The organism is Pseudoalteromonas pernae (assembly GCF_039831865.1).
GTDB lineage: Bacteria > Pseudomonadota > Gammaproteobacteria > Enterobacterales > Alteromonadaceae > Pseudoalteromonas > Pseudoalteromonas pernae.
In genome coordinates this window covers 432760-458985 of sequence record NZ_JBDODM010000004.1, presented here as the reverse complement: position 1 = coordinate 458985, position 26226 = coordinate 432760, and the positions used below count along the sequence as shown (strand labels likewise).

General features: G+C 45.4%; 22 protein-coding genes and 1 tRNA gene. 11 read left to right on the top strand and 12 right to left on the bottom strand.

From position 1 onward, the window contains the following. Positions 1 to 14 precede the first annotated feature (14 nt). From V1358_RS12360 to V1358_RS12350, 3 genes are all read left to right on the top strand, one after another. Complete coding sequence (locus tag V1358_RS12360; protein ID WP_347393722.1) at positions 15 to 305, top strand: DUF3630 family protein; 291 nt, start codon at positions 15 to 17, stop codon at positions 303 to 305. A 52-nt stretch (positions 306 to 357) separates the two neighbouring features. Continuing rightward, positions 358 to 2025: a POTRA domain-containing protein gene (locus V1358_RS12355; RefSeq protein WP_347392037.1), complete on the top strand. Its 1668-nt coding sequence runs from the start codon at positions 358 to 360 to the stop codon at positions 2023 to 2025. A 73-nt stretch (positions 2026 to 2098) separates the two neighbouring features. After that, positions 2099 to 2653, top strand: coding sequence for a mechanosensitive ion channel domain-containing protein (locus tag V1358_RS12350; protein ID WP_347392038.1), 555 nt, complete (start codon positions 2099 to 2101; stop codon positions 2651 to 2653). A gap of 35 nt (positions 2654 to 2688) precedes the next feature. On the opposite strand, the gene V1358_RS12345 is transcribed toward V1358_RS12350, so the two are convergent. From V1358_RS12345 to V1358_RS12335, 3 genes are read right to left on the bottom strand one after another with little or no spacing between them, the layout of a single operon-like run. Further along, positions 2689 to 3747 carry a succinylglutamate desuccinylase/aspartoacylase family protein gene (locus V1358_RS12345; protein WP_347392039.1) on the bottom strand — a complete coding sequence of 353 codons (1059 nt, stop codon included), beginning with the start codon at positions 3745 to 3747 and terminating at the stop codon, positions 2689 to 2691. Continuing rightward, on the bottom strand, positions 3734 to 4639 hold the full coding sequence (rimK, locus tag V1358_RS12340; RefSeq protein WP_347392040.1) for a 30S ribosomal protein S6--L-glutamate ligase: 906 nt from the start codon (positions 4637 to 4639) through the stop codon (positions 3734 to 3736). The genes V1358_RS12345 and rimK overlap by 14 nt, the downstream gene beginning before the upstream one ends. Before the next feature lie 8 nt (positions 4640 to 4647). Further along, positions 4648 to 5076: an ATP-dependent zinc protease family protein gene (locus V1358_RS12335; protein WP_347393721.1), complete on the bottom strand. Its 429-nt coding sequence runs from the start codon at positions 5074 to 5076 to the stop codon at positions 4648 to 4650. Between the two features lie 180 nt (positions 5077 to 5256). Between V1358_RS12335 and V1358_RS12330 the strand changes: the two genes are divergently transcribed. Beyond that, positions 5257 to 6225: a zinc transporter ZntB gene (locus V1358_RS12330; protein ID WP_347393720.1), complete on the top strand. Its 969-nt coding sequence runs from the start codon at positions 5257 to 5259 to the stop codon at positions 6223 to 6225. Between the two features lie 132 nt (positions 6226 to 6357). On the opposite strand, the gene V1358_RS12325 is transcribed toward V1358_RS12330, so the two are convergent. Next, positions 6358 to 6432: transfer RNA gene (locus V1358_RS12325), tRNA-Arg, on the bottom strand. Between the two features lie 581 nt (positions 6433 to 7013). Between V1358_RS12325 and V1358_RS12320 the strand changes: the two genes are divergently transcribed. The 3 genes from V1358_RS12320 to V1358_RS12310 all read left to right on the top strand — a co-directional run bounded on the left by V1358_RS12320 (position 7014) and on the right by V1358_RS12310 (position 11428). Continuing rightward, on the top strand, positions 7014 to 9482 hold the full coding sequence (locus V1358_RS12320) for a TonB-dependent receptor (RefSeq protein WP_347393719.1): 2469 nt from the start codon (positions 7014 to 7016) through the stop codon (positions 9480 to 9482). A gap of 110 nt (positions 9483 to 9592) precedes the next feature. Then, positions 9593 to 11128 carry a tetratricopeptide repeat-containing sulfotransferase family protein gene (locus tag V1358_RS12315; RefSeq protein WP_347393718.1) on the top strand — a complete coding sequence of 512 codons (1536 nt, stop codon included), beginning with the start codon at positions 9593 to 9595 and terminating at the stop codon, positions 11126 to 11128. A gap of 102 nt (positions 11129 to 11230) precedes the next feature. Then, a complete protein-coding gene (locus V1358_RS12310) occupies positions 11231 to 11428 on the top strand; it encodes a helix-turn-helix domain-containing protein (RefSeq protein ID WP_347393717.1) in 198 nt (65 codons plus the stop codon). Here the strand turns inward: V1358_RS12310 and V1358_RS12305 are convergent. The 4 genes from V1358_RS12305 to V1358_RS12290 all read right to left on the bottom strand — a co-directional run bounded on the left by V1358_RS12305 (position 11425) and on the right by V1358_RS12290 (position 18278). Next, the gene (locus V1358_RS12305; RefSeq protein ID WP_347393716.1) at positions 11425 to 12210 is read right to left on the bottom strand and encodes a phosphotransferase; all 786 of its coding nucleotides are present in this window, start codon (positions 12208 to 12210) and stop codon (positions 11425 to 11427) included. The two genes, V1358_RS12310 and V1358_RS12305, sit on opposite strands and share 4 nt — an antisense overlap. Continuing rightward, the gene (gene pnuC, locus V1358_RS12300; RefSeq protein ID WP_347391554.1) at positions 12203 to 12826 is read right to left on the bottom strand and encodes a nicotinamide riboside transporter PnuC; all 624 of its coding nucleotides are present in this window, start codon (positions 12824 to 12826) and stop codon (positions 12203 to 12205) included. Before pnuC ends, V1358_RS12305 begins: the two co-directional genes overlap by 8 nt. Positions 12827 to 12845: 19 nt before the next feature. Next, entirely contained in the window at positions 12846 to 13100 is a 255-nt protein-coding gene (locus tag V1358_RS12295) for a YkoF family thiamine/hydroxymethylpyrimidine-binding protein (protein WP_347391555.1), read from the bottom strand. Between the two features lie 156 nt (positions 13101 to 13256). Further along, positions 13257 to 18278 carry a S8 family serine peptidase gene (locus V1358_RS12290; protein ID WP_347393715.1) on the bottom strand — a complete coding sequence of 1674 codons (5022 nt, stop codon included), beginning with the start codon at positions 18276 to 18278 and terminating at the stop codon, positions 13257 to 13259. 341 nt (positions 18279 to 18619) lie between these two features. Here V1358_RS12290 and pdsR point away from each other — a divergent pair, with 341 nt between their 5' ends. The 4 genes from pdsR to V1358_RS12270 all read left to right on the top strand — a co-directional run bounded on the left by pdsR (position 18620) and on the right by V1358_RS12270 (position 21908). Further along, positions 18620 to 19312, top strand: a complete 693-nt coding sequence (pdsR, locus tag V1358_RS12285; RefSeq protein ID WP_347393714.1) for a proteobacterial dedicated sortase system response regulator — start codon at positions 18620 to 18622, stop codon at positions 19310 to 19312. Next, positions 19313 to 21445 (top strand): proteobacterial dedicated sortase system histidine kinase, encoded by a 2133-nt coding sequence (gene pdsS, locus V1358_RS12280; RefSeq protein WP_347393713.1) that lies wholly within the window; start codon positions 19313 to 19315, stop codon positions 21443 to 21445. A 67-nt stretch (positions 21446 to 21512) separates the two neighbouring features. After that, positions 21513 to 21641: a hypothetical protein gene (locus tag V1358_RS12275; protein WP_347393712.1), complete on the top strand. Its 129-nt coding sequence runs from the start codon at positions 21513 to 21515 to the stop codon at positions 21639 to 21641. Between the two features lie 51 nt (positions 21642 to 21692). Next, positions 21693 to 21908: a hypothetical protein gene (locus V1358_RS12270; protein WP_347391560.1), complete on the top strand. Its 216-nt coding sequence runs from the start codon at positions 21693 to 21695 to the stop codon at positions 21906 to 21908. A gap of 41 nt (positions 21909 to 21949) precedes the next feature. Here V1358_RS12270 and V1358_RS12265 read toward each other — a convergent pair whose 3' ends face one another. The 4 genes from V1358_RS12265 to V1358_RS12250 all read right to left on the bottom strand — a co-directional run bounded on the left by V1358_RS12265 (position 21950) and on the right by V1358_RS12250 (position 25867). Further along, positions 21950 to 22450: a DUF1543 domain-containing protein gene (locus V1358_RS12265; RefSeq protein WP_347391561.1), complete on the bottom strand. Its 501-nt coding sequence runs from the start codon at positions 22448 to 22450 to the stop codon at positions 21950 to 21952. A gap of 103 nt (positions 22451 to 22553) precedes the next feature. Beyond that, positions 22554 to 23900: a sigma-54-dependent transcriptional regulator gene (locus tag V1358_RS12260; RefSeq protein ID WP_347393711.1), complete on the bottom strand. Its 1347-nt coding sequence runs from the start codon at positions 23898 to 23900 to the stop codon at positions 22554 to 22556. Continuing rightward, entirely contained in the window at positions 23887 to 24435 is a 549-nt protein-coding gene (locus V1358_RS12255) for a hypothetical protein (RefSeq protein WP_347393710.1), read from the bottom strand. Before V1358_RS12255 ends, V1358_RS12260 begins: the two co-directional genes overlap by 14 nt. A 1-nt stretch (position 24436) precedes the next feature. After that, entirely contained in the window at positions 24437 to 25867 is a 1431-nt protein-coding gene (locus V1358_RS12250; protein WP_347393709.1) for a sensor histidine kinase, read from the bottom strand. Between the last annotated feature and the right edge of the window lie 359 nt (positions 25868 to 26226).

Sequence of the window (26226 nt, the reverse complement as noted above, 5' to 3'; positions counted from 1 at the left end):
TAGAGAGAGTTAAGGTGACTACACTAAGTCTAGACCGAGAATATAAAGTAATCATCATTACCCCGGATATTGTGCCCGATGCCGATGAATTTGATTTTTGGGGTCGCATTTTCCTCCTCAAAGAGGAAATTACGATTGGCGAATTTGAGCAAGGTGCAGATCGCCACCTATTGCGTTTTAGCTACGAGCAATGCCCGTTTGAGCTGCACTTTGAACATTATGGCGACAACATTTGGATATCCCCTACCGGCGTTGAGTCGCAAAACCTTCTTGAAAAATTAACATACTATTTAAACGCAAGTTAACTCATAGTACTGTAGACTTTAAGTATCGGAGCTGACCTAAATAGTGAGATAAATGAAGCAATTGGTTGTAATTGTTGGACTTTCAGCAGTACTCCTTGGGCAAGCCCAAGCGGCTGGAAGTGGTTGCAACAATGACTCAACCAACGCAACACAACCGACTTTATTATCCCGTCAGCTAGCGGACACTTCCCCGCTGCCAGAGCCTGATGCAAATAGCACCATACGTTCTGTGCACTTCATTCGCCATAACATTTTTGATACCGACAACCCAAAAGAAGACAACTGGCTGTTTCGCCTAGCCAATAGAATGCATGTCATGACCGAGCCTGGCGTGCTCGAAAATATTCTCTTGTTCGCACAAGGTGATTCATACTCCCCAGAGACCTTAAAAGAATCTGAGCGACTGCTGCGCGAGCAAGGTTACCTCTACGATGCTAAAATCTATGCGCAAAAACTGTGTGATGGTAGCGTTGATGTTACCGTTGAAACCCGCGAGTTATGGACCTTACTTCCTGAAATCAGCTTCAGCCGCAGAGGGGGAGAAAATAGTTCAACCTTTGGCTTTCGCGATAGCAACTTTTTAGGCTGGGGCAAGCGTTTATCACTGGTACGAACCAATGATGAAGAACGCAGTGGCTATGAGTTGGTCTACGATGACCCAAATGTATTGGGCAGTCGCTATCGTAGTCGTCTTGAATATGCTGATAATGATGATGGTAAGCGCCACTGGGTATCACTCGTTCACCCTTTTTACGCTTTATCAACGCAGAACAGTTATGGGTTTGCAAATGGTAGCAATCGCCGAAGCGAAAAGCTTTACGACAAAGGTGAAGAGATCAGTGAATTTTCTGCCCACACCACGACCAGCGACATTTTCTATGGCTTTTCCAGCCGGCCGGCTAAGAATTGGACTCAACGTTTAATCTTTGGTTATCGCTATCACAAAGAACGCTTTTACGAGCGCTACGACACCACCTTGCCTTTGGCTGACGAACGTACCCTCTCATACCCTTATATCAGCGCACAATGGCTGCAGGATGAGTATGTAAAAGTACACAACATTGATTCCATCACACGAACAGAAGACCTCAATCTAGGTTGGCAAGTTAATACCTTGTTCGGTTACTCACCTGAATCGCTGAGCGATGATCAAAGCCGCTATGTTGTTAGGTTGAATGTCGCGCGCAGCCATTACATAAGTCAGCAAAGCTTGTGGCGCTGGTCGGTAGGAATCAATGGCTCCTTGCTCGAGGATGGCATGAAAGCCGAAAACCTTATTTTTGGCACTCATGCTGAATACTTTTATAACACCTCAGATGCCCAATCTTGGTATTTTAAAGCACAAATGGATGCCGCTGAGGGGCTAACCGCAGACAAACAGTTAACCTTGGGAGGTGATTCAGGGTTACGTGGATACCCACATCACTATCAACAAGGCGATCGCCGAGCGCTGTTCAGCGCTGAGAAGCGCTATTATTGGGAGTATAACTTGTGGCAACTCTTTAGGGTCGGTGGTGCTGCATTTTATGATGCAGGGCAAGCGTGGCAACATAACAACAACACGACTCACTTTCGCCATAATTTTGGGGTTGGTTTGAGACTTGCGCCAAGTCGCGCAAATGCAGGAACAGTGATTCATTTAGATGTCGCAAGGCCCCTGAACCGGCCAGATGATGTCGACCCCCTGCAATGGCTAGTAACAGTTAAAAAATCGTTCTGAACTAGTTGGTTGAGCGCTATTAACATGGTATACAGCAACTTCAATTACAACTTATTTTGATACAGGAATATCGGTGTCACTACTGGATTTAGTTACACAAAATTATAAATGGGTGGTCACACTTACAGTGATCATTTTGTTCCCACTGCTAGTGCGTTTGCAGATTAAAATATTTAATCGCACGGTACGCGGCCGCGTTGATCCCCACCGCAAACAGCGTGCTCAATTTCTTCTAAAAGTCTTACTCGCATTTGTTTTGCTGTGCCTATTGTTAGTCTTTTGGGGGATCGAATTACGTGGCCTTTTAGTTATAGGTTCAAGCTTATTTGCCATGCTGGGCGTGGCGCTATTTGCAGGTTGGTCACTGCTTTCCAACCTCACATCGTTCTTACTGATGTTCGTGCAAAATGATTGTCGCGTTGGCTACTGGGTTAAAGTTATCGATGGCGCAAATTTCGTTGAAGGGCGTATCGTTGAAATGGGCTTTATGAACGTGGTTCTGGAGCACATTGATGGCCATAAGGTGCTCTACCCTAATAATTTATTTGTCACTCGACCGGTGATGGTTTTGAACAAACCACCGCTAAAGGTCAAACCCATTCGCAAAATTATCGGTCCAAAAAAATAAGCGCATTATGCGCTTATTTTTTTATGTCACTCACACTAGTTATTGAGCTCAGCAGTTTTAAGCTCATCTTCGATATCGCTTATTTCATCGATAAAGTTCTCAAGCTGCTGTTCCACTATCGAGTTTGCATGTGCAAAATATGCCAAGTGGAACACCGCGTCCCCTTCATTCACCAAAGGCAGTGTTTGTTGGCCAATCACAATACCGCTGCGCGGTGCAATAATGCTGCACTCGGTGTCACCGAGTGGGCTATTAATGTAAGCGAGCACCTGCCCCTTACTGACACGCTCACCTAAGGAGACTTGGGCGCGAATAATGCCGTCGATATCTGCACGAATCCAACTGGTAGCCGATGCAATCACAGGCTCAGGCTGTTTACGCACTCGCTTACCGCGCATCATCCGCAATTTACGCATCACGTTCTCAACGCCTTGCACACCTGCAGCGATGGCAATTGGGTCAAAACGCAAGGCTTCACCAGCCTCGTACGTTATAACAGGAATACCATGAGCAGCCGCTTCTGAGCGCAGTGAACCATTACGCAATGAAGCATTAATCACCGCTGGAGTACCAAAGGCATTCGCCATTTTAGCCGTTTCTTCACTGCTAAGATCAGCGCGAATTTGCGGCAAGTTAGTACGATGAATCGCACCTGTGTGTAAATCAATAATATGGCTACACAGCACGGCTACCTCATTGAAGAAGGTGTACGCCATACGCCCTGCGACTGAGCCGCGTATTGAGCCTGGGAAACTGCGGTTTAAGTCTCGTCTATCCGGCAAATATCGCGATTTATGGATAAAACCAAATACATTGACCACAGGTACCGCTATTAAAGTACCCCGTAACTTGTTGGGATCAACCTTGGCTAAGGTTTGACGTATAATTTCAACACCGTTGAGTTCATCGCCATGAATCGCCGCACACACAAGCAAGGTCGGTCCAGGTTCAACCCCATTAACGACTTCCATATTAATGGTCAAAGGTGAATGGGTATAAAGCTTAGCCGCTTCTAATTCAAATGTACGTCTTTCTCCCGGAGCTATTTGCTCCGAGAGGATAGTAAAAGTATTTGCTTTTTTAGCCCTTGCCACGGGTGCGTGTCCTTTTGGCTTTCGCTGTTTTTTCAATGAATTGAATGATCATACTGGCAATGTCTTTACCCGTTGCTACTTCAATCCCTTCAAGGCCCGGTGATGAGTTTACTTCCATAACCAAAGGTCCGCGCTCAGAGCGAAGCAAGTCAACACCCGCTACATTTAGGCCCATCGCTTTAGCTGCTGCCACCGCTGTTTTACGCTCTTCTGGGGTAATACGAACAAGGCTAGCACTGCCACCACGGTGAAGGTTTGAACGGAATTCACCTTCTTGTGCTTGGCGTTTCATCGCTGCAATTACCTTGTCACCAATTACGAAGCAACGAATATCCGCACCGCCCGCTTCTTTAATGTACTCTTGCACCATGATGTTGGCTTTTAGGCCCATAAATGCTTCGATAACACTCTCTGCCGCTTTGCGTGTTTCAGCTAGCACTACACCAATACCTTGCGTACCTTCGAGTAACTTAATAACAACAGGTGCGCCACCTACCATTTCCAGTAAGTCTTTAACGTCATCCGGCTTCGATGCAAAACCTGTTACTGGCATGCCCACGCCTTTACGAGAAAGCAGCTGTAATGAACGTAATTTATCGCGTGAACGAGTGATTGCTACTGATTCGTTGACTGGGTATACACCCATCATTTCAAACTGTCGTAAAACCGAGCAACCATAAAAAGTGACAGACGCCCCAATACGCGGAATGATGGCGTTGAATTCTTCGAGCTTCTCACCCTTAAAGTGGATCTCTGGCTCCTCAGAATTAATATTCATGTAACAGCGTAACGCATCTAGCACCTGCACTTCATGGCCACGCTGCTCCGCGGCTTCAATTAGGCGGCGTGTCGAATATAAGTTTCGGTTACGCGATAAAATACCAATTTTCATAGCTATCCTTATAACTTTGTTTGGTGTGAGAGCTCTGGATCTACGATTATGCGACCAGCCATTGCTGTGCGACCGAGTAACATTCTAAATTTCATGGTATCTCGGTTGGTCAGTGTTGCTTCGATTGGCCACTGTTGACCATGGATAGTCAAGGTTGTCTCAATAACGTAGCGCATCTCACTGTGACCACCTGAGTCTGTCACTGTACGCTCATCTTTTACTTTTGCAGTGCACTGGATCTCGGTTTCAACATCTTCTTGATTCGGGTGTACCCAAAATCTTACCCACTTTTCACCTTCTTGCATATAGGGTTCGACTTTAAATGCATGAATACATGAAGTTCTTGCACCTGTATCTACTTTCGCCTTAATTTGCTCAATGCCTAAATCAGGTAACGCGAGCCACTCACGCCAACCTACTAGTATTTTCTTGTCCATAACGGCTACCGGATCAGTGCTCCGAAGTGGAGCTAGTTAATAAAAATCCGCTTTATACGGTAATCCACTGCAAAGGAAAGTGAATTAAATTTCTCGCGTCGATTAACATAATTGATTGATCTTCACGAACTTGTAGTCAAGGATAGAAGAAATTCGTGTCAATAAAAAGTGATTACTCCAATGAGTGCATTAATCCATGCTTTGGTTTTAAACGGCCAAGGTGGAGTTACAAAAGAATTAAACAGTCCTGAGCAGGTACGGGATTGGAAAAAAGAAGATGGATTGCTGTGGTTACATCTTGATTATCAATTAGAGGACGCAGCTGACTACTTAAAAAGTGTGGCGATTAGTGATTTCGCGTTTCAGTCGCTCACAGCGGATGAAACTCGCCCACGCGTGGTTGCTGATGGCGACTGTACCTTGATGTTTTTACGCGGAGTAAACCTCAACCCTGAACAAACGCCCGATGACATGGTATCGATTCGCTTATGCGTGCAAGAGCACCTTATTGTTTCGACCCGTCACAGAAGGTTACTCTCTGTCAGCGCACTAGCGGAATCATTGCGCCAAGCAAAGGGACCAAAAGATGCATCATCATTAGTGTGTCAGTTAAGTGAAAATTTAACCTCACGCATGCAAGACGTGTTAGACAACCTAGAAGATCAACTCGACCAATTCGAAGAAGATGTTGATACGCATGCAAAACAACATGACCACAATGCATTATCGCAAGTTCGCCGCCAAACCATTGGTTTAAAAAGATATATTCGCCCACAAAAAGATGCGCTGCGCACTTTGATAAGCGAACAACCGTCTTGGTTAAAAGATGAAGATAGTTCGCGCGTACATGAAACAATAAACCATCTAGTTCGCTATCTTGAAGAGCTGGATTTGAATATCGAACGCGCGCAAATCATTCAACAGGAGGTAACGGGATTGGTCTCTGATCAATTGAATAAGCGCATGTATGTGATGTCGATTGTCGCAGCCTTGTTCTTACCGCTGGGCTTTTTAACCGGGTTACTTGGCGTCAACATAGGCGGCATCCCCGGCACTGAATCGGACACTGCATTTACCACATTTGTTATTTCCTTATTGGTATTAACTGGTGTGATTGGTGTGTTCTTCAAAATGAAAAAGTGGCTGTAGACGCGCACATCAATATAAGAGGTGTAGAAACGTTCTGCACCTTGAACAAACGAGCCAAGCTCAGCTTAAAATCACGACAAGCAGAGTCATAAAGGCAAGAAACGAGATAGGAGAATACAGGGAAAGTGCCAATGGCGCTCTCGGCAGGGATCGAACCTGCAACTTAGCCTCCGGAGGGCCACGTGATATCCATTTCACCACGAGAGCAAACGACGTCTGCGAGCAGACAGACTGTATAGTAATAACATCACCTGCTAAATACTAGCCCCGCTCGATCGTATGGCGATTATTTCAGCAACTCATTCCCTCTTAGCAATTTTAAACCTCCATATTAAGGGCGGACAACTCTGTCAAAGAGTCAAAAATCGCAGAATTTATGCACAAAAATGACACCCCAAACAAAATTAACCATAAACACACAAAATAACCACACAATTTTAACCACAAGACTGTAGCCAATGAATTTAAATTCTATATAATTGCATCAAAATTCACTTTAAGTGTATTTGTTGAGATGATTATTCACTCGTAAATCACTTTTTCTATTTCGGTTTTCTAAACGGAAATCTCCAATATAGGTAAACGAAATAGATGATAAGAATGCTTTAATAAATTTCACTTATCTTTTTTTGCACGAAAATTCACTGTTTTTCACAAAAACAGCATAGAAAAGCAACGAAGATGCATATTAATTTCTTCGCCCAAATCAGGGGGTTGTAAATACTTTATTAACGTGATTCTTTAATAAAACACAACTTTGCTACAACTGAATACAGGGTCATCTAAACATGCATAAATTCAAGCCAACATTACTGGCAGCAGCTGTTGCTAGTAGCTTGTTCAATACCGCTGCTGCAGAAGAAGCGGCGCCAGAGGTTAAAAAACAAAAATCTCTAGAGGTCATTCAAATTACCGCTACTCGCCGCAGTGGCTCAGCACAAGAAGCACCGCTGAACATCACCGCGATGGACTCTGACGTGATGAAGGACCAAAACATTGCACAGCTTGAAGATGTTGCACGCTGGGTACCTGGCCTAACTATCACTGATCAAGGTGGCCGCGAAGGTTCACCAATTATTGTACGTGGTCTTAATACCAACTCATCTGAGCGCGCATCAGACAGTGGTACAGTAGCAACCTATCTTGGTGAAATTCCGCTAAATATCAATCTACGCCTTACAGATGTTGAGCGTGTAGAAGTACTGATTGGTCCACAAGGTACACTTTACGGTGCAGGCACCTTGGGCGGCGCAATACGTTACATGCTTAACGCACCAGAACTAGACATCACCGAAGGACAAATCACTGGCGACCTATTCTCACTGTCCGAAAGTGACAGCATGGGTGGTGAAGCGGGTTTTGTGTTTAACACTCCACTTATCGAAGATGAACTGGCTTTGCGCGCGAGCGTGAATCACTATCACAACCCAGGTTATATGGATTACAACTTTGTTGTGCGTGAGCCTGGCGTATCTTTGCCAGACCCTGATTGGTCGAATGCAGATGAAGTTGCGGCTAATTTGAAGCAAGTAAAAGATGCCAATGATGAAGACATTACAACAGCGCGTTTATCGCTGCGCTGGGCACCAACTGAAACTTTCGAAGGTACGCTTAACTACTTCTATCAAAAGCAAGAACACGGCGGTAACTCAATTACCCAATACGGCAGTATCAGTGAAGAAAACCCGATACACGACTTGGTCGGTAAATACGACTCTGCGTATCGTGTAGAAGAGCCTAATGAGCAAGTTGATGAACTACTTAGCCTTGAACTAAAAGCAGACCTCGGTTTTGCAGAATTGGTTTCGGCATCAGGTTGGTCTAACTACGAGCAAGAAGGTCAACGTGACCAAACCGATTTGCTGTACGATATTTGGAGTGGCTACGCGAGCTTCCCTGCATTCGTTGGTTTTACCAAAGACACCAGCGACCAAGACAGCTTCACTCAAGAACTGCGTTTAGTATCTAGCCATGACGGCCCATGGAACTGGATTGTAGGTGGTTACTACAATAAGTTTGATAGCAAATCAGACGACCGTGAGTACGCGCCAGGTTTTGATAACTTTGATTACGGCAGCGATATCCCAAATATTGAGCCAGATCTTGAGTACATCGCAATCGCAGAATCTGAAACGACAGAAATGGCCCTATTCGGTGAAGTAGGATACGCCTTTACCGATCAGTTTAATGTTACTGTGGGCGCGCGTTTTTATGAATATGAAATCGACTCGTTATCCGGTTCAGCAACACCGCTGTACGATGTTTATGACGACATACTCTACTCTTCGCGAAACGATGTTGCGCTAGAGAGTACCTCAGCTGAAGACGACGGTAGCTTGTTCAAATTGAACGCTAATTACACCTTCGACAATGGCATGGTGAGCTACTTCACCATCAGTGAAGGTTTCCGTATCGGTGGCAGTAACGGATTGGAGTCATGTCCTGAGGTATTGCCTGACCAACAAATTGTGTGTGCGTTACCGAATGAGCTAGCTTACACCCCGGATACGACAACCAACTATGAGTTGGGTATTAAATCAACCTGGTTTGGTAATAAGTTACACCTCAATGCGGCGTTATTTAGCGTAGATTGGGATGATGCACAGATTCAGTCTACAACGGTGAATGGCCAAGAAATCATTACCTCGAATGCAGGCTCTGCACGCTCTCAAGGTATTGAACTATCAACTCGTGCTATTTTGGGCGACAACTGGACTATGTACGCGACTTACTCGTATGCAAAGGCAGAGCTCACAGAAGATGCGCCGGCACTGTTTGATGTATTCACTGAAGATGACGGATATAGCCCTGAAGAAATTGCACAAATGCAGCCTTACTACAGCGGTGCTGATGGAGACCGCTTACCTGGCTCACCTGAACATCAAGCATCAATGGGTATTGGCTACGAAAGTGAAATCTTTGGTGATAAATACCTAAACGTAAACTACGGTATAACAGCGCAGAGCGATGTGTACACCAAAGTAGGCTTAAAGGCCGACGGCGAAGTATTGCCAGGTTATGCGCTTAGCAACCTATCAGCAAAAGTATCTGGTGATATGTGGTCTGCAACCGTGTACGTAAACAACTTATTCGATAAGTACGCGTTTACTTCAACACGCCGTGATCAGTCGTGGGCTGGCAATGCGCGCTTTGATGACCAGAACCGTGCGCTACCAGAGCTACAACGTGTATACGGTCACTTCATTACAACGCCACGTACTGTGGGTGTGAAGTTCACCTATAACTTTGAACTGTAACCTCAGTTCACACCGTTAAAGGGCAGCATTGACTGCCCTTTTTATCGCCTGCATTAAGGCTCAAAAAACGATATGATTGAGCTACTACCTGAGCAAATACAGCAGCCCCAATGAGCGCCTCAACACTTGCACAGCACATTGCCACGCGACTGGCGAACAACCAAGTTCAGCAAGCCCATGCGCTGCTGGTTACTGAACTACAGAAAAACCCAGCACACCATGAAGCATGGTTCTTATTGGCACAAGTGAATGCGCATGTCGGTGATTTAAACAAAGCGCTCAAGCTCATCGACAAGGCCCTCAATGAGCACCGAAATAGTGAATACCTGTTGGCAAAAGCGAAGTATTTATATCTGATAGGTAATGTCGCTGACTGTACGCAACTACTTATTGATTTGGATGCGCTGCCGCTTAATGACGCTGTGGCATTAGACACGTTAGCCAATCTCTATTCCCGTCTTGGGAACTACGTTAAAGCCCATCAATATCATGTACAAGCGGTGACGCAAGCACCTGGTAATGCAGATATTAATGTAAATGCAGCAATTAGTTACGCGATTATGGCAAAGCCCGAGCAAGCCATGTCGTTATTGCAACAAGCTATACAAATAAACCCTGCTAACTATCGCGCGCATTTCATCTATGCAGAGCATGCTGACGCCGAACAAGCCACAGCTCACACCCAACAGCTCAACACCTTATTAGCAACACAAACGCACCCGATTGCACAACAGCACCTGCACCATGCGTTAGCATTGGAGCTTGAGAAACTATCACGCTTCGACGACGCCTTTGACGCGTTCACAAAGAGTAAACAAGCTGTGGAAAGACGTGTTCAGTTTAATCCCCAAAGACACCGAGACTTTTGCCAACAGGTAAAATCCCTACCGTCTCTAACGCCAAGTGACAACCAATCAGCCCCAGTTTTTATCGCGGGCATGCCCCGCTCAGGCACTACCTTAGTCGATAAAATTCTCTGTCAAAGTGCGCAACTAGCCTCGCTCGGTGAGCTCAATGACATTGCCCAAAGTGTCAAAAGATTAAGCCAGATACAAACCCCTGCGGTGCTCACACCTGAGATTGTCAATGGCGCGGCTCATGCACCAGCATCAGCGCTGGCGCAAAGTTATCACGTTCGCTATCACGCGTTGAAAATGAATGCACCGCGCGGTTGCGATAAACAGCCATTCAACTTTTACTATATCGACTTCATCCTCAGTGCATTTCCAAAAGCCAAAATTATTTTGATGGTGCGTAACAAAGAAGACTGCTGCATGGCCAATATGCGCCAGCTCTATCAAGTACAAAGCCCCTTTCATCATTATGCATTTAAGCTTGAGCACATCGCCGCGTTTTATGATGATTACCTCGACTTGGCCAAGCACTTTGCGGCGAAATACCCCGAACAAGTGGTTCTGCAAAGTTATGAAGAGTTAGTCAGTGAGGGGGAGCAAACAATGCGCCATCTGTATGCGTTTTGTGATTTACCCTATCAACAAGACTGCTTAGATTTTTACGCCACACCGAGCGCCTGCGCCACTGCCAGTAAGTTGCAAATTCGCCAGCCTTTGAATACTCGCTCTGTTGGATACTGGCGCCATTATGAGCAAAAATATCGCGCTATTGTTGCGGCTGATAAACAGTAGAAATACTGTAACTCTATTGAAAACAGATAATTGTAAAAAACATTCTTTTGTATTATTTGTGACAATCTGGCTATGATGGGCTTTAATTAAATTCTTAACTCTGTGTGGAGCCCCTCAATGGATCTAATGACCTCTGAACAAGTTGCCGACTATTTGGACGTAAAAGTTGAGCGCGTAAAGCGTCTAGCAAGAGAGCACTTGTTGATCGCGCGCAGCAAAGATGACAACGGCGATCCGATGTTTGAAAAAGGTGATGTAGAAAAATATAAAGAGCTCGCCCAGCGCTTGGGTGGCATCTAGCCTAGCAAGGCATCTAACTGGGCCTTGGCATCATCAACGCGTTGGTGAACGCCTTGGCGCTGATACCAAAAATAATTCAACGCTGCCACCAGCTTTTGCATGGCGATGAACTTTTGCCAGTCCCCTTCCAAATTCATTTCATTGAAATAGTGTTCAAACAATAACTGTTGCTGTTGTTCAGCCAGCTTAAAACTCAAAGTAAGCATGGCTAAGTCAAAGTAGCGATCGCCCACTTGCGCATATTCAAAATCGATACAGCACCACTGCTGGCGATATGAAATAATATTTTCTTTGATTAGATCATTGTGACAAAAACACCAATCTTGCTGTTTTGCGTGCGTCTGCGTAACAACCTGCTCAAGTTGCTCAGCATAAGGACGATAAAAGACTTCTTTCTCATAACCGGCAAGCTCTGCATGCAAGTCAAGCTTACTCCCTGAACGAGTAAAGGTATGGATCTGCACCAGCTTTTGCACCGCTTGTTGGTGGTCGAACTCACCAGGCATGGCGCCTGGCAAGTACGCAAAGATGGCGCAGCGATGTGCATCATCAACATGCACAGGTTCAGGACATGCCCCCAACGCCGCTAATGCGCGCTGCGCGGCAATCGCATTATTGGGCAGAGGTTTAGCATATAGCTTCACTAACCACGTGTTATTAGGCGTATCAACACGATAGTTTTCATTGCTCACGCCCTGTGGCAAGAACGTGATTTGTTCAATGTGAATATCAGGATTAAATGCATGCACTATCTCCCTGATGCGAGCGACCGACTCAGGCATATGCCTCACTTCCATGCATTTTTTGCTGATACTGTTGACGCCAACGCACATAACCGGCCACCGCCATAACCGTATAGAAAACAAATAACACTGCGGTTGGGTAATAGCCTTTAGCCACATACAAGTAAAGTGAGGCGGCATCGATAACCACCCAATACAGCCAATTCTCGAGTACTTTTTGGGCGACTAAGTAAGTCGTAACTATCGCAAAACAGGTTGTAAAACTATCCAAGTAGGCAAAATCTGCGTGGGTGTAATTATCCATAACATACCCGATTGCTATTGATACTAACGCAGTAACGCCAATTAAAACCCCGTGGGTATTCAATCTGTAGCTGGTTATGCCCTGCTCTTCAACTCGCTGTTTTCCATAACGCCAAGCCCACCAGCCATACACCGCCATGCCCATGTAATAGAAATGCAGCAAGGATTCCATCAACAATGCGCCATTCCAATACATCACGGTGTAAATGAAAGTGCTCAAAAATGCTGCGGGCCAGCACCATAGGTTTTCTCTCATCGCCAAAAGCAAATAGGCCATAGATAATGCTACTGCCAGATATTCCCATATCGACATTGCAGAAAAGCCAGATAGTACTGAGTTAAGAGCTTCCATTAACTATTCTCTATGCTAGTTAGTCTTGGGGTGACAAATCACCGTGTAAAAACTTACACACAAAGATAGCTTTACCAAAGCGTTCATAGGAGCGCTTCATTTCAGCACTCAGCACTGCCATCACCTCATCATAATCACCAAAAATCTGTGTTGATAACGTGTTGGTGATGACTTTTAACGACTCATGTTCATTTAAACGGTCGATAAAATCTTTGATAAAGGGGATGTAATCTTGGTGCAGAGGGTACTTACTAATTTCAACAGACAGTTTCATGGTATACGCAATTTAAGGTATTGATTTGCGCGTATTGTACCTTGAACCAATGTAATGCCAAACCGTGCGTCATTATTTGTGAGTTTTAAAAATGAAAAAGCCCCGATTACGGGGCTTTGATTAGGATGTGAAAAGGTTGATTAACCTCTCATATGCTTACGCACGTGAACGGCGAACCTGCATCAGGCCTAGTAAACCAAGCAACATGAAGATGCCTGTGCTACCGCTTGATGATTTCTCAACTTCAGGCTCTGGTGTTACTGTCACTGGATATTGGCAGCTACCATCATCCGTGTTGGCATTGGCATCATAGTTCGTTGCCGTTGCATCAGTACAACCATACTCAATACCGTCAGACGCTACGCTTAGTAAGAAGGTTTTCGATACGCTATCCGACGTATAAGCCTTGTCACGCACTGTCACGGTTACTTCAGTGTCACCGTGGAAGTGAGCGTTCGGGATCAGATTGAAGCTCATACCGTCAATTTCAGCCGTGATATTTTCACCACTTACAATCAACTCATTTGGAGATTGGTCAGCATCCAAAACAGCGACTTCGATACCATCGATTCGGCCATTCTCATCTACTTCCATATCCGCGATATCAGCCATTTTCAGGTTGGTGTTCACTGCAATTTCGTGACTCATCATAGCTACTTCACCACCTAGGCTGTAGTTCATCGTGATTGCTTTGGTTGTGCCAGCTGATTCTGGGTTCACAGTCGCTTTAAACGACAGCGCGATTTCACTTTGCTCTGGACCTACATAGTCAAAACAGATAACAAGGTCGTCTTTAAGCACTTTACCCAAATCGTTGTAACCAACTACATTTGCAAGAGCGCCATCTTTAAAGCCGGCAAGCGTCGAATATGTGCTGTCGCCGCCTTCAACAAAGATAGTACCTTCGTCAACGTTTGCACCTAGATTGTCATACGCAAAGATCATCTCGTACATGTTTTCATGATCGTCGATACCGCTGCGTAAAATTACCTGATAGTCAAAGGTCTCACCTGTGTTCTTGTCTTTAACATTGTCAAATTCCATGAACACGAGATCACCAAGATCTGGACGCTCTTCAGCATATTGAGTAGCGATAGTTAGACCTTTAGGATCCGTCGGATGACGCTGATATTCCACTTCAAATGAACCACGCCAGAAAGGTGCGATCGCTTCGGTTAAGAAGCCCGGACCACGGTGTGCACTCATCATCCACCACTGTGGAGTGAACTGCATAGCGCCAACTGGGTGCATACGCACTTCGTTGTTATTTGGCTGATTGTATACTTCAAACTTAGCGCCAGACTTGTAGAATAACCAATCAATTGGCACATCAAAGTAGGTACGAGAATCACCCACATACCAGCTTTCTAGAGGCTGAAGACGGAACTCACCTTGAAGGTCGATATAACCACCAGTTGAATATTCATCAATCATCGGCGTACGGCAGCTTGCATCTGTGATGTTGTTTGTAACCACATAGTCACGCATAACGTTACGAGTAGCGTCCTGTGTGCCTGCGATAGTCAGAGTGTTTCCTTCCACTTGAATGCTTTGTGCAACGTGCTCATTGTTTGAAGTCATTGTTTCTGACCACAATTGCATACCTTCAGGTAGAGCCAACTCAATGTTGTAATCACGCGGTTTACTTTCGTAGTTCGCTTTTAGCTTCACATTGACGTCAATCACGTCCATAGCACGCGCTGTGTCTTGACTTACTTCTAATGCAATTGCTTCAGCATCGCGAGTTAAGTTCAGTGAAGTAAAGCCTAATGTGCCTTCAGCACCGGCAGCGTTACCAAGAGCAAAGCCACCATAGTACACATCACCAGGCTGTGACTCAGGCATATCCCAGTTCACAGCAATTTCATAGTTACCGTTACCACTATGCTGCTGCGGTGCTGAAACAGAGAACGAACCATCGTACTGCTCACCCACAACTGCGTAATGAGTCACCGTTTCATACTGCTCGTCGCGCAGACCTGCCATCGCAGCAGTCGCAAACCAGTACTGGCCTGGCTCTGGGTCGATGATGTTGCAGTAGTTGTCTTCTACAGAAGACGATGAATAACACACCATTTCTTCACGAAGCGCTTTAATTAGAGCTTGCGGATCCGCGGCAATTTCTTCATCAGATACCATGAACGAACCGCTTTCGTTGTGATCATAGCCAACAATTAAGTGCGCTTTTTTCACTTGCCAACGCGGTTCAAGTAAGTCTTCAACACCGGTTTTTTGTTCCGTAGATGCAACTTTAACCATTAAGCGCTTAGTGCCCTCTGGTACTGTAATAGATTGAATATCCCAACCTTTTTCTACGCGATCTTTTGTTACATACGGTGTTACACCGAGGATATTAGCTGTTACCTCAGTTGGTTTCACAACACCATAATAAGTCGGTGTGAACTCACTGTAGCTATCAGTGTTAACAATAATTGACTCTGATGCTTTTGCACGCGCCATATCAATGTTCATCGATAGTGGCAGTTCATCAATGCTATTTTTTGCAACCATTGTGAAGTGCGCGTCAGGTGAATTACCGTCGGTGTTTTTAAACACAACTTTACCGTTGAACCATGCATCCTTGTTTAGCACATTGCTCCATGGTGCATCTGGCTCAGTTGGGTCTACATTATGCTCAATGACATTTGGTAACTTCATAGTGACCATAACGTCTTGCGTTTCGCCAGCTGCTAGCGTGAAGCTTGAAGGTGTTACAACAACTTCAACGCCTTTGTCTAACTCTTCACCTTCAATACCCCAGCCGTAGCCAGATACTGACCAAGAGCCATCTTTAGTGGCTTTAACTGTGCGCATCCATGAACACTCAAGTTCACAGTCTTGATTTACTAAACTAGGTAGGTTCAACCACTCGACCAAGCCACCATTACGTGGGTTTGCTTGCTCATAGTTTTCGATGGTTTCATCCATAACTAGGCCAGCATTTGCAGCTTGAGCAACATCAATTGCACCGCCACCAGCCATGAAGTTGTAGTATGGGTCAATCATGACTACACCGTTGAAGATCTGCACTTTATTTGCGGTCATCATAAGCGCAGATTGAATCTCAGCTGGGCTCCAATCAGGGTGCATTTGCATAAGCAGCGTCATCGCACCTGTTACATGCGGAGTCGCCATAGAGGTGCCGCTCATCATAGTCCAGTCAGACGCTGTTGGATTTTGTGTAAATGGTTGGTCATCCGCGTTTGCTGCGTAAATATCAACACCTGGTGCAGTCACATCAGGAACTAGATTATTGATATAACGACTTGGCCCCATAGAGCTAAACACTGCAAGCTCATTGCCTGCTTCAGGGTTAAGCTCGTAAGTATTCACAGCATCACCGATAGTCGCAATCGCTTCGCCAACAGGGTTTGCGTTAACCCAGTTGCGGATGTTGAAACGAGCATTCGCTGGTAGGTGGATACCTGGGATCACATAATTATCAGCAACTAAATTATCGCTATAACTGATGTTTTGTAAGATGAAACCACCTGCACCACCCGCTGCTACGTTCTTCGCTTTATCTACACGGGCGATGTCGCCACGCTCACAAACAACAATTTGATCAGTGGTAAATGTGCCCGCAGGGAAAGGTACGTTACAGCTTGCAGCTGTATAGCCATCACTTGGGTTAGGGTCATCATAGTTTTCCGCAAGTACGACAGCACCGGTAATACCGCCTGAGAAGCTCTTACCCGCATATTCACCCGCAAATGGCGCTCGCGTGCCTTGGAAATCACTGATAGTTTTGTCACCCAAAGACATTTCTCGGTCATGAGTTGATGCACCAACAGTTGTCACCCAAGGTGAGGTGTGGTCTGCACTCATATAGTATGGGCCTGAGTTACCCGCTGCTGCTGCAACCGAAATACCTGCTTTACGCGCGCTTAAGAATGCCAGTTCCATTGGATCTTCCCAAGGGAAAGACTCGCCGCCACCAATTGAGAAGTTGATTGCATCAACACCATCGGCAATGGCATCTTCAAATGCAGAAAGAATGGCTGATTCTGGGCAACCTGCGTACAAATCACCACCGTTACCAGGCCAACATACTTGGTATGAGATAATGTGTGCACGCGGCGCTACACCACTGGTTTGTGCAAACGTGAAGGGTAAATCTACACCATCACTTGTCACTTCACCGGTTACTGTTTGCAAAGGCGTGTCTGTTAAGGTGTTACCCGCTGTGGTGCTCGCTGTGTGTGAACCGTGACCGTTGTAGTCTTCACCATTTTTTGCGCGTCGATTTTGGTAGCCAAATCGGTAATCAGTATTTGCGACGGTGATCTCTGGGTAAGAACGCACACCGATAAGTTTGTCATTACATAGAGTAGGTTCTTCCACGCAATCGCCCACAAACACGCCGGCACCGAATGGATTGCTCTTGGCATATTCTTCATCACTGGCAAAAGCAATGTGGTCTGTATTGATACCTGTATCAATGATACCCACAACCATGCCCTCACCTTTGACACTCATTGCTGCTGCAGATGCTGGAGCTGGCACTTCACCATTCCACAAAGCATCTGCACCAATAAATTCTGGGCCACGGTCGGTGCGAAGTTCAAAAATTCGGTTTTCAGTAATACGCTTAACACCACTTTGCTGAGCAAGGATCATGGCATCTTGTTGCGTCATTTCAACAATCATCGCATTGTTCGCTAGGGTCAGCTGTTGCTTCATTTGAATGCTAGCACCACGTGATTGTGCCTGAGAGACAACCTGAACCTGTTGATTTTGTAAGTAGCGACGATACTGCTGCACTTCTGACGTATTTACATTCAGCGGTGAGCGACCGACCATAGTTCTTGGTGTAGTCACAGCAGTTGGCGCATAACCTTGCACACCACCTTGATAATTCACGACCGCAGCATCATCGAACTGAACGATGTAAACTTGCTTGCCCGAGGCATTCGACTTAGGTGTGAATACATCTTTTGGTAGCTGTGATTGATAATGACCATTGAGCTTTTCAACAGAACCGAACAACGGTGCTGACTTCGACTCTTTGTACTTCTGTAGATCTTCAGCGGTAAAAGTCGGGGTATAGAATGAACCGCCCGGCGCTTTTTCAAAGCCCGGCGCAGCCGATGCGGCTCCCCCAGCCACATACATAGCAGTTAAAATAGCAATTGAGCTTTTTCGGCCCACGCTATGTAGTTTTTTCTTGTTAGACATTTTTGTTCCCTTGAATAGGCAAATGGCAATTATTTTGCCGCCCGAGAGGGTAATGTCATTAAGCACATGCAAACAAGATGTAAACAGTAGGTACAAAGAGGTTAACTGACATTTAACTCAAGCTGCGGGGCTACACAGCCTGTAAACCAAGGGGTACAAGTAAATGTCTAAAATTGTGCATATATGTAGCAATATGTACCGATGCAACTCATCGCACCCCCAACGGATAAAAATGCCGTTCGGCTGCTAATTATGATCAATTATGGCAATTGCTGTGTGGTTCATCACAAGGCCACTTAATTTCGCTATAGTGTGAACAAATTGACTTTGTAATCGATGAAATGAAACGAATTGCCATCATAGAAGATGAAACTGCTATCCGCGAAAATTACGTAGAGATGCTGCAAAATCAAGGATATGACGTCCAAGGATTTGCTGATAGAGCGAGTGCTGAAAAAGCGTTGAGTGAACGCCTGCCAGATCTTGCGATTGTTGATATTGGTTTAGGCCATGAAATCGACGGTGGCTTTATGCTTTGCCAAAGCTTGCGGGCGCGCTCGCAAACGCTGCCGATCATCTTTCTTACAGCACGAGACAGTGAAATAGATACCGTATGTGGCCTGCGCATGGGCGCCGATGATTACTTAACCAAAGACATCAGCATGGCCCATTTAGCAGCACGTATCGGTGCTTTATTCCGACGTGTCGAAGCGCAAAGTGCTGGGGCTGAACATGATGATGACATCATTGAGCAAGATAAACTCGAGCTTAATCTCAACCGCTTGCGTGCAAGTTGGCAAGGGCAAGCTGTAGATTTGACAGTCACAGAGTTTTGGATGGTGCATTCATTAGCGAAGCGCCCAGGGCATGTGAAAAGTCGCGATGAATTAATGAGTGACGCCAAAATTTATGTTGATGACAGTACCATCACCTCGCATGTGAAACGCATTCGCCGTAAATTTCAGACAATTGATGCATCATTTGACTGTATCAACACCGTCTATGGCATGGGCTATCGCTGGGAAATCAAATAGATGTCGCGATTTGGGCTAGGGTTACGCAGTAAAGTCATTTTACTTTCATGCTTTTTATTCGTATTGCCTTGGTTGGGTTACGAATATGTATGGGAAATGGAAAAATACCTACGTGAAGGTCAGGAAAAAACCTTAGTCGGCACCACTCGAGCCCTAGCTACCGCATTACACGAGCGCCCTGCGTTATTTGAAAATGCCAGTGAATTCACAGACAAGGTCGAAAAGGGCCGCGATTTATACGCCTATAATATCAATAACGCCATCCGCCTAGATGGCGAATTAGGTGATTGGCAGCCCTATGAAAGCCTGATGTGGCAATATCACGGTGCGTATTTACAAACTCCTGACGACAAACATGCACTTGAAGATTTATCTTTCAAACACATGGTGGGGAAATACGGCCAGCATCTTTATGCGGTATTTGCAGTGAAGGACGATGTGCTGCGTCTACGCCCGAAAAATGCGCTCAGTGTCGATAGAAATGACCATTTAAAAATTGCCATTAAAACCCCAGATGGCGAGCTAAAAAATTATATTATTGCCACTCGCAAAGAAGGTTGGGTGAATGCTTTTGCTTTGCCCGGTCTGACTCCTTACACAGATATTCAGGGTTACTTTAAACCCACAATCGATGGCTATAACATCGAATTACGCATGCCGTTGGGCATGCTCGGCAATAAGCTTGGATTCGCCATCAGCGATTGGGATGATACCCAGCAGCAACATCATTTAATGGCCACCTCGAACGTAGAAGATGCTAATGCCCTTGGCACCGTGCTACTTCCTTCACCAGAGATTAAACGAATCATTAAAGGTATGGGACACAGTGGCAGTCGCATCTGGGTAGTAGATAAACATCATCGCGTGTTGGCGCAATCAGGCACAATACAACATGCTGATGGAGTGTGGGCAAGCTCCCTCAGAGAGACAGAAACGCAAGGCCTATGGCAACGTTTTGAAGAGCGCTTCTTACACCCACTGTATTACCAAATACTGACTAAGCCACCCAGTGAGTTTCTCGATATCTTACATGATGTGGCGGCACTACAAGGTAATCATATTGCCAGCGCATTACGTGGTGAACCCGCATCTAATTGGCGCATCACCCCTGACAATAAAGCAGTTATACTCTCTGCTGCCTACCCGATTTGGGGCAACGATCAGGTGCTTGGCGCTGTAATTGCTGAAGAAACTACAAACGGTGTACGTACGCTCAGAAATAAAGCGTTGGAAAAGTTATTTAACGTGATCATCGCGGTCATGCTTATTGGCACCATCTCTTTATTCTTTTTTGCTTCGCGCATTTCATCGCGCATCCGCCGTTTGCGTGACAGCGCCGAGCAAGCCATTGATGAACAAGGTCGAGTGCGCTCACAATTAAGTATCAGTAATGACAGCGATGAAATCGGCGACTTATCTCGCAGCTTCGCCAACATAGTGAATCGACTCGGTGGTTATACCCATTACTTGGAGAACATGTCGTCGCGTTTATCTCATGAACTACGCACACCAGTAACCGTAGTAAGAAGCTCGCTAGAGAATTTACAACTCATTGCCACAGAGCCTCAACAACAAAAGTATCTAACCCGTGCGCAAGAGGGCGTCGCGCGGCTAAATAAGTTGATCACCACCATGAGTGAAGCCACTCGCTTAGAACAAAGCATCAGCACTGCAGCGCGAGAAAACTATGATTTAACCCAAGTCGTACAAGGCTGCATGCAAGGATATGCCATCGCTTACCCAAACGCGCTTTTCGATGTAAAAATTGAGGATACCGCCATGTCGGTTAATGGCTCTGCGGATTTCTTTGCACAGTTGTTGGATAAGTTGATTAACAATGCTCTGGAGTTTGCGCAGCAAGGCACCGCGATTTGTGTATCTTTAACTGAGCACCAAGGTCAGGCGGTATTGGCTATTAGCAATCTCGGACCAAGGCTGCCGCAAGAGATTGGAGACCATATATTCGACTCTATGGTGTCGGTGCGAGGACAAGATAAACAGCAACAACCTCATCTAGGTCTTGGGCTGTACATTGCGCGCCTCATTGTCGATTTTCACCGCGGTAAGATTAGAGCGCAGAATTTAGAAGCCGATGAAGGGGTATGTATCACAGTCTCCCTACCTATTGGCTAGTTCATGCTCTATTAACCTTGATTTACTTAACATATGCCGTAAGTTAGTCATTACTTACGGAGAGTGCATGCACAGTGATATTTTACAACCTGAGGAACTCGAATACATTTTTATGATGTTTCAAGAGAGTGAGAGTGCCCAACAAGAACCTCAACCACAACAGCTGGAGCCTATGGAAAAAGAAGAAGCTGCATGATGGTAGCAAAATCAATATAATAGTCCCCACTGCTATTAATCGATGCTACCCGTGAAAAAACATCAAGCCAAAAAAGAGCTCGCTCTTCTACCCATTTTATTTGTTGCTATTGCCCTGTGCGTCGGCGGGCATTTTGTTTTACAACCAAACTATCAAGATAGCCACATTGTCGAATATGCTCTTGCGGCATTGCCATTTGCGTTATTTGCACTCGTCATTTTGGCTATTCGTATGGCGATTAAACAAGAACGCCAAGACGACGAATAACGTTCTCAATTCTGATATGAATTAGTGATAATTCAGTTTGCTTATAATACGTGGTAGCCGAACCAATCTGGTCGCATACTCTGAGAACGGCCGCTTGGCGTTAAATGAATATGATATTGGCTATCTAACAAATCCAATGCGAAACAATCATCTACTTCATGGAGATCGTCTTTGTGTTGATGACTCATCCCAGCTAAAAAGCGTTGTTTAACTTGCTGTTTTGCCTGCTCAGCACTGTGCGCAACAGTCAAGGTGAAGGCGTGTTGTTCTGCCAGTTTATCTTCCTCGTAAGCACCGAGGTTAACAAAGTAGAGTCGCTCAGGTCGATTTTGCGGTTTATCACTGATAGACACTGAAAAGCCATCGATATCATGCACGGCCATGTAGCTATCCATGTGCACATTATTTTTACTGCCTACCCATTGAGCCTTTAACTTAGAATAGGTTTGCTCGATGGACTCCCCCACTACAAAACGCACGTCATGCATTTCGATATGGCAACCTTCAACACGCCCACCCAAGTAAACTAAAAACAGTTGCATTACTCACTCCCATTGATTTGCAATGCCAGTGAGTATACGTCTTATACACCTAAATAGTTAACAAAATTAGAGCTCTAGCAGCATTAACTAATACACTGATTAACTAGTGCACACTGAATTGTTCTACATCGATATCGTGCTTTTTAATCAACTTATAGAAATCGCTACGGTTTCGTTTTGCCAGATTTGCAGCCTGCGCGACGTTCCCTTCAACCATTTTCAGGACATTGATAAGATATTGTCGTTCGAATTGCTTTTTCGCTTCATTTAAGGCGATAGGTGAACTGGCTTCGAGTTCACATTGCAAAGCCATCGCTACTTGCTGTGCACTGATCAGCACACCTGGGCTCAGTGCCACCACTTGTTCTACAACGTTCTGTAATTGGCGGATATTTCCAGGCCAGTCATGGCGTAGCAATAAATCCATCGCATCATCGCTAAAGCGCTTTACGCCCTGCCCTTGGCGCTGCGCGATTTGTTCACAAAAATGAGGGGCCAGTAAAGAGATATCTTCACGCCTTTCATTTAAAGAGGGCAAACGTAAATTCACGACATTTAAGCGATAGTATAAATCTTCTCGAAAGGTCTTATCAGCAATAGCTGCGGGAAGGTTTTTATGGGTTGCGGACAGCACACGCACATTAACGGGGATCTCTTCGCTGTGCCCCACTGGACGAATTGTTTTTTCCTGCAACACACGCAGTAACTTAACTTGTAAATTCAGTGGCATATCACCTATTTCGTCAAGAAACAGAGTGCCATTTTGCGCTTGCGAGAATAACCCAACATGATCGGACGTTGCGCCTGTAAATGCGCCTTTTTTATGGCCAAACAGTTGCGACTCCAGTAGCTCAGCAGGCACAGCACCACAATTGATGGCAACAAACGGGCCGTCACTTACATTGCTGCTCTTATGAATCGCCTTCGCCAATAGCTCTTTACCCGTACCACTGGCACCTGAAATAAGCACGTTTACATCAGTTGCACCAACCATGCGTACTTGCTCTAACAAATGATGCATCGTTGCACTACGGGTAACGATATCGTGATGATTACTGGCTTGAGCGCCGCTGCTGCCATGCATACGCACCGCTTTAGCAAGCGTATCGATGAGCTCATCTTTATCAATCGGCTTAGTAAGAAACGCAAACACCCCCTGTTTGGTTGCCTTAACCGCATCAGGGATGGAACCATGCGCTGTCATCATCACCACAGGCATACTTGGGTAATGAATATGAATTTGCTCAGCTAACTGCATACCATCAATGTCATCCATACGCAGGTCGGTAAGTACAACATCAAATTGCATTTGCTGTAATTCGCCCAATGCTTGGCTGGCACTACTAGCCGTAGTGACCTCGTAGTTATTAGCCATCAAACGAATAGTGAGCAGCTTTAAGAGACTTTCATCATCATCAACGAGTAAAATTTTCGCTTTAGAATTCATCATTATTCTCCTGCGGCTGCGACGCACGCTGTAGTAACTGTTGTTCAATGGCAGCGAGTGATGACAATGTCTGCTGCATTTTTTCTTGCATTTGCTTTTGCTCATCTTGTTGCACAGCAAGACTCTGTTGCAGTTGAGCATTAGCTTGGAGTTGTTGTTTTAACAACCAAAAATAGCGCGCACTCGACTCTGGCCAGTAATATTGGCCACTGATCACATCAAGTTCAGCCAATAGTTCTTGCGGGTTCGTTTGCCCGCGCAAGCACAAACGCGCGAAGAATTGCTTCAACCTTGGCGCACCAACAAACTCTTTTGTTTCATTGACCGACGTAAAACCACCACATTGCTGCGCATGCCATTGCACTAGTTCAGTTGCCGTCGGGTAAAGCGGGGCAATTTTAGGTCGAGGTTTAGGATTTGGTGCACTTCTTACAGGCTCATCCGCAGCATTAGTTGACCCAGATGTGGGGGTGAGTTGGCATCCACTCACCACGGTAACGCTAAGGGCTATCGCAATACTTTTTAAACCATTGAACATACTAGGCTCCAACACCGAATGAGCTAAATTGCAGGCTAAAACAACTGCCCTTAGGTGAAGCTGAACGAATACCAATTTCACCGCCAAGTTGGTTCACGCACTCTCTGACAATAGAAAGCCCAAGGCCACTACCGGCAACCGAACTCTTCTTACCCGCCTGCCCTTGGTAAAAGGCATCAAACAATCGCGTTTGCTCGGTTGGAGATACCCCTGGACCGCGGTCATGTACTTCAATACTCACCCCTTGCTTGTCCTGCATCATATGGATTTCGATGCGTTCACCAACCGCGGAAAACTTAATCGCATTAGAGATCAACTGCACTAAGGTCATTTGTATTAACTCTTGGTCCAACGGCAAGGTTTCAAGGTGTTCAGGGATCACCCAATGCAAATGCTGTTGAGCAAGCTGCAAGCGCTGGGCAAAATGGTCTTGAATATGGGATTGCAACTGCGCCACCTGACACGACTGACTACTCGTTTTGCGCGCAGAAATTGCGTTGTAGTTAAGAAGATTTTGAATCATCACATGCAAGCGTTCAGTACTTTGACTAATTAAAGCCAGTACATCTTGCTGTTGTTCATTCATCGGGCCAACCACTTGCTCATGAAGCAAATCACAGCCTTCAACCATAGAAGCTAAAGGAGTTTTCAGCTCATGGGTCACATGACGTAAAAAAGTGTCTTTTTGTTGCTCTAAACTTTGCAGTTGATGCTGCATCCAAGCCAGCTTTTGCCCTAAATCACGGAGTTCTTTGGCGCCGGTGAGCTTGATATCAACATCCCACTCACCTCGGCCCAACTGACTGATAACACGTGATAAGTATCCCAAGCGACGGCTTAATCGCCAAAGATAACCGCCACCAAATAGCAATACGATAGGAACCAGTGCCATCAGCCAATGAATAAAACTTTGCTGTAAATTAACAAGTGATTGCTGCGCTTGCGCAATTTGGTTCTTCGTGTGCTCATGTAACCACGCACCGTGCTCATTAATTTGATTCCGCAAGGGTCTAAACAATTCTGCGTTAGCTTGCTTACTTGCATTCAACTCATCGCGAGTCGCAGCAAATGTCGCTCGCAGCTCTTGCCAACGCACAAGCTCACTATACTGCGTCGCTGAACGCGTTTGTTCACTGAGGAGCGTTTCAGCGGTTAACCACTGCTGCTCCACTGCTTGGCTTAAGCGCTCGCTTTTGAGTACCCAGTTTTGCATCGTCGCGCGCTCCAATGACTGGAACAATTGCTTAAACTCGTTAAATTCTTCACTCTTTTGGTAGCTACTGAGGACCATCTGTTGAGTGTCTGCCATATGTTTGTCGAGCGCTTGCAAGAACACCACAACCACCAATGCCAAAGGCACAAGTAATATAGCAACGCCTATAAAGAATTGTGCAAACAGACTAGGACGCCAATGCAGTAATCGAGCTATCACTTCAACCTCTTGTTGCCAAGTTGCGACATTTAAAAATAGATACAAATCATAAGGTTAAAAAATCACAAAGGGAGTGCGTTGCAAAAAGGCAACAAGTATTCGGCATGAAACATTAACTCACCAGAGTAACTCACTGATATTTATAACCTTTAAAGATTGGCACTAAATTTGTTTAGGAGACCCCTTTACGGTCTAAAGACCTATCTTTGCACTTATAACTGAGTTTTAATTAAGCCAGTATGAATTGGAGAACCCTGTGCGCCGGATTGTGATTATTGTCACCTGTCTGTTAGTGTGTGCCGTATTTATGGCTGGCGAACCGCATCAAGTAAATGAAGCAAACCACGAGTTGGATGCAA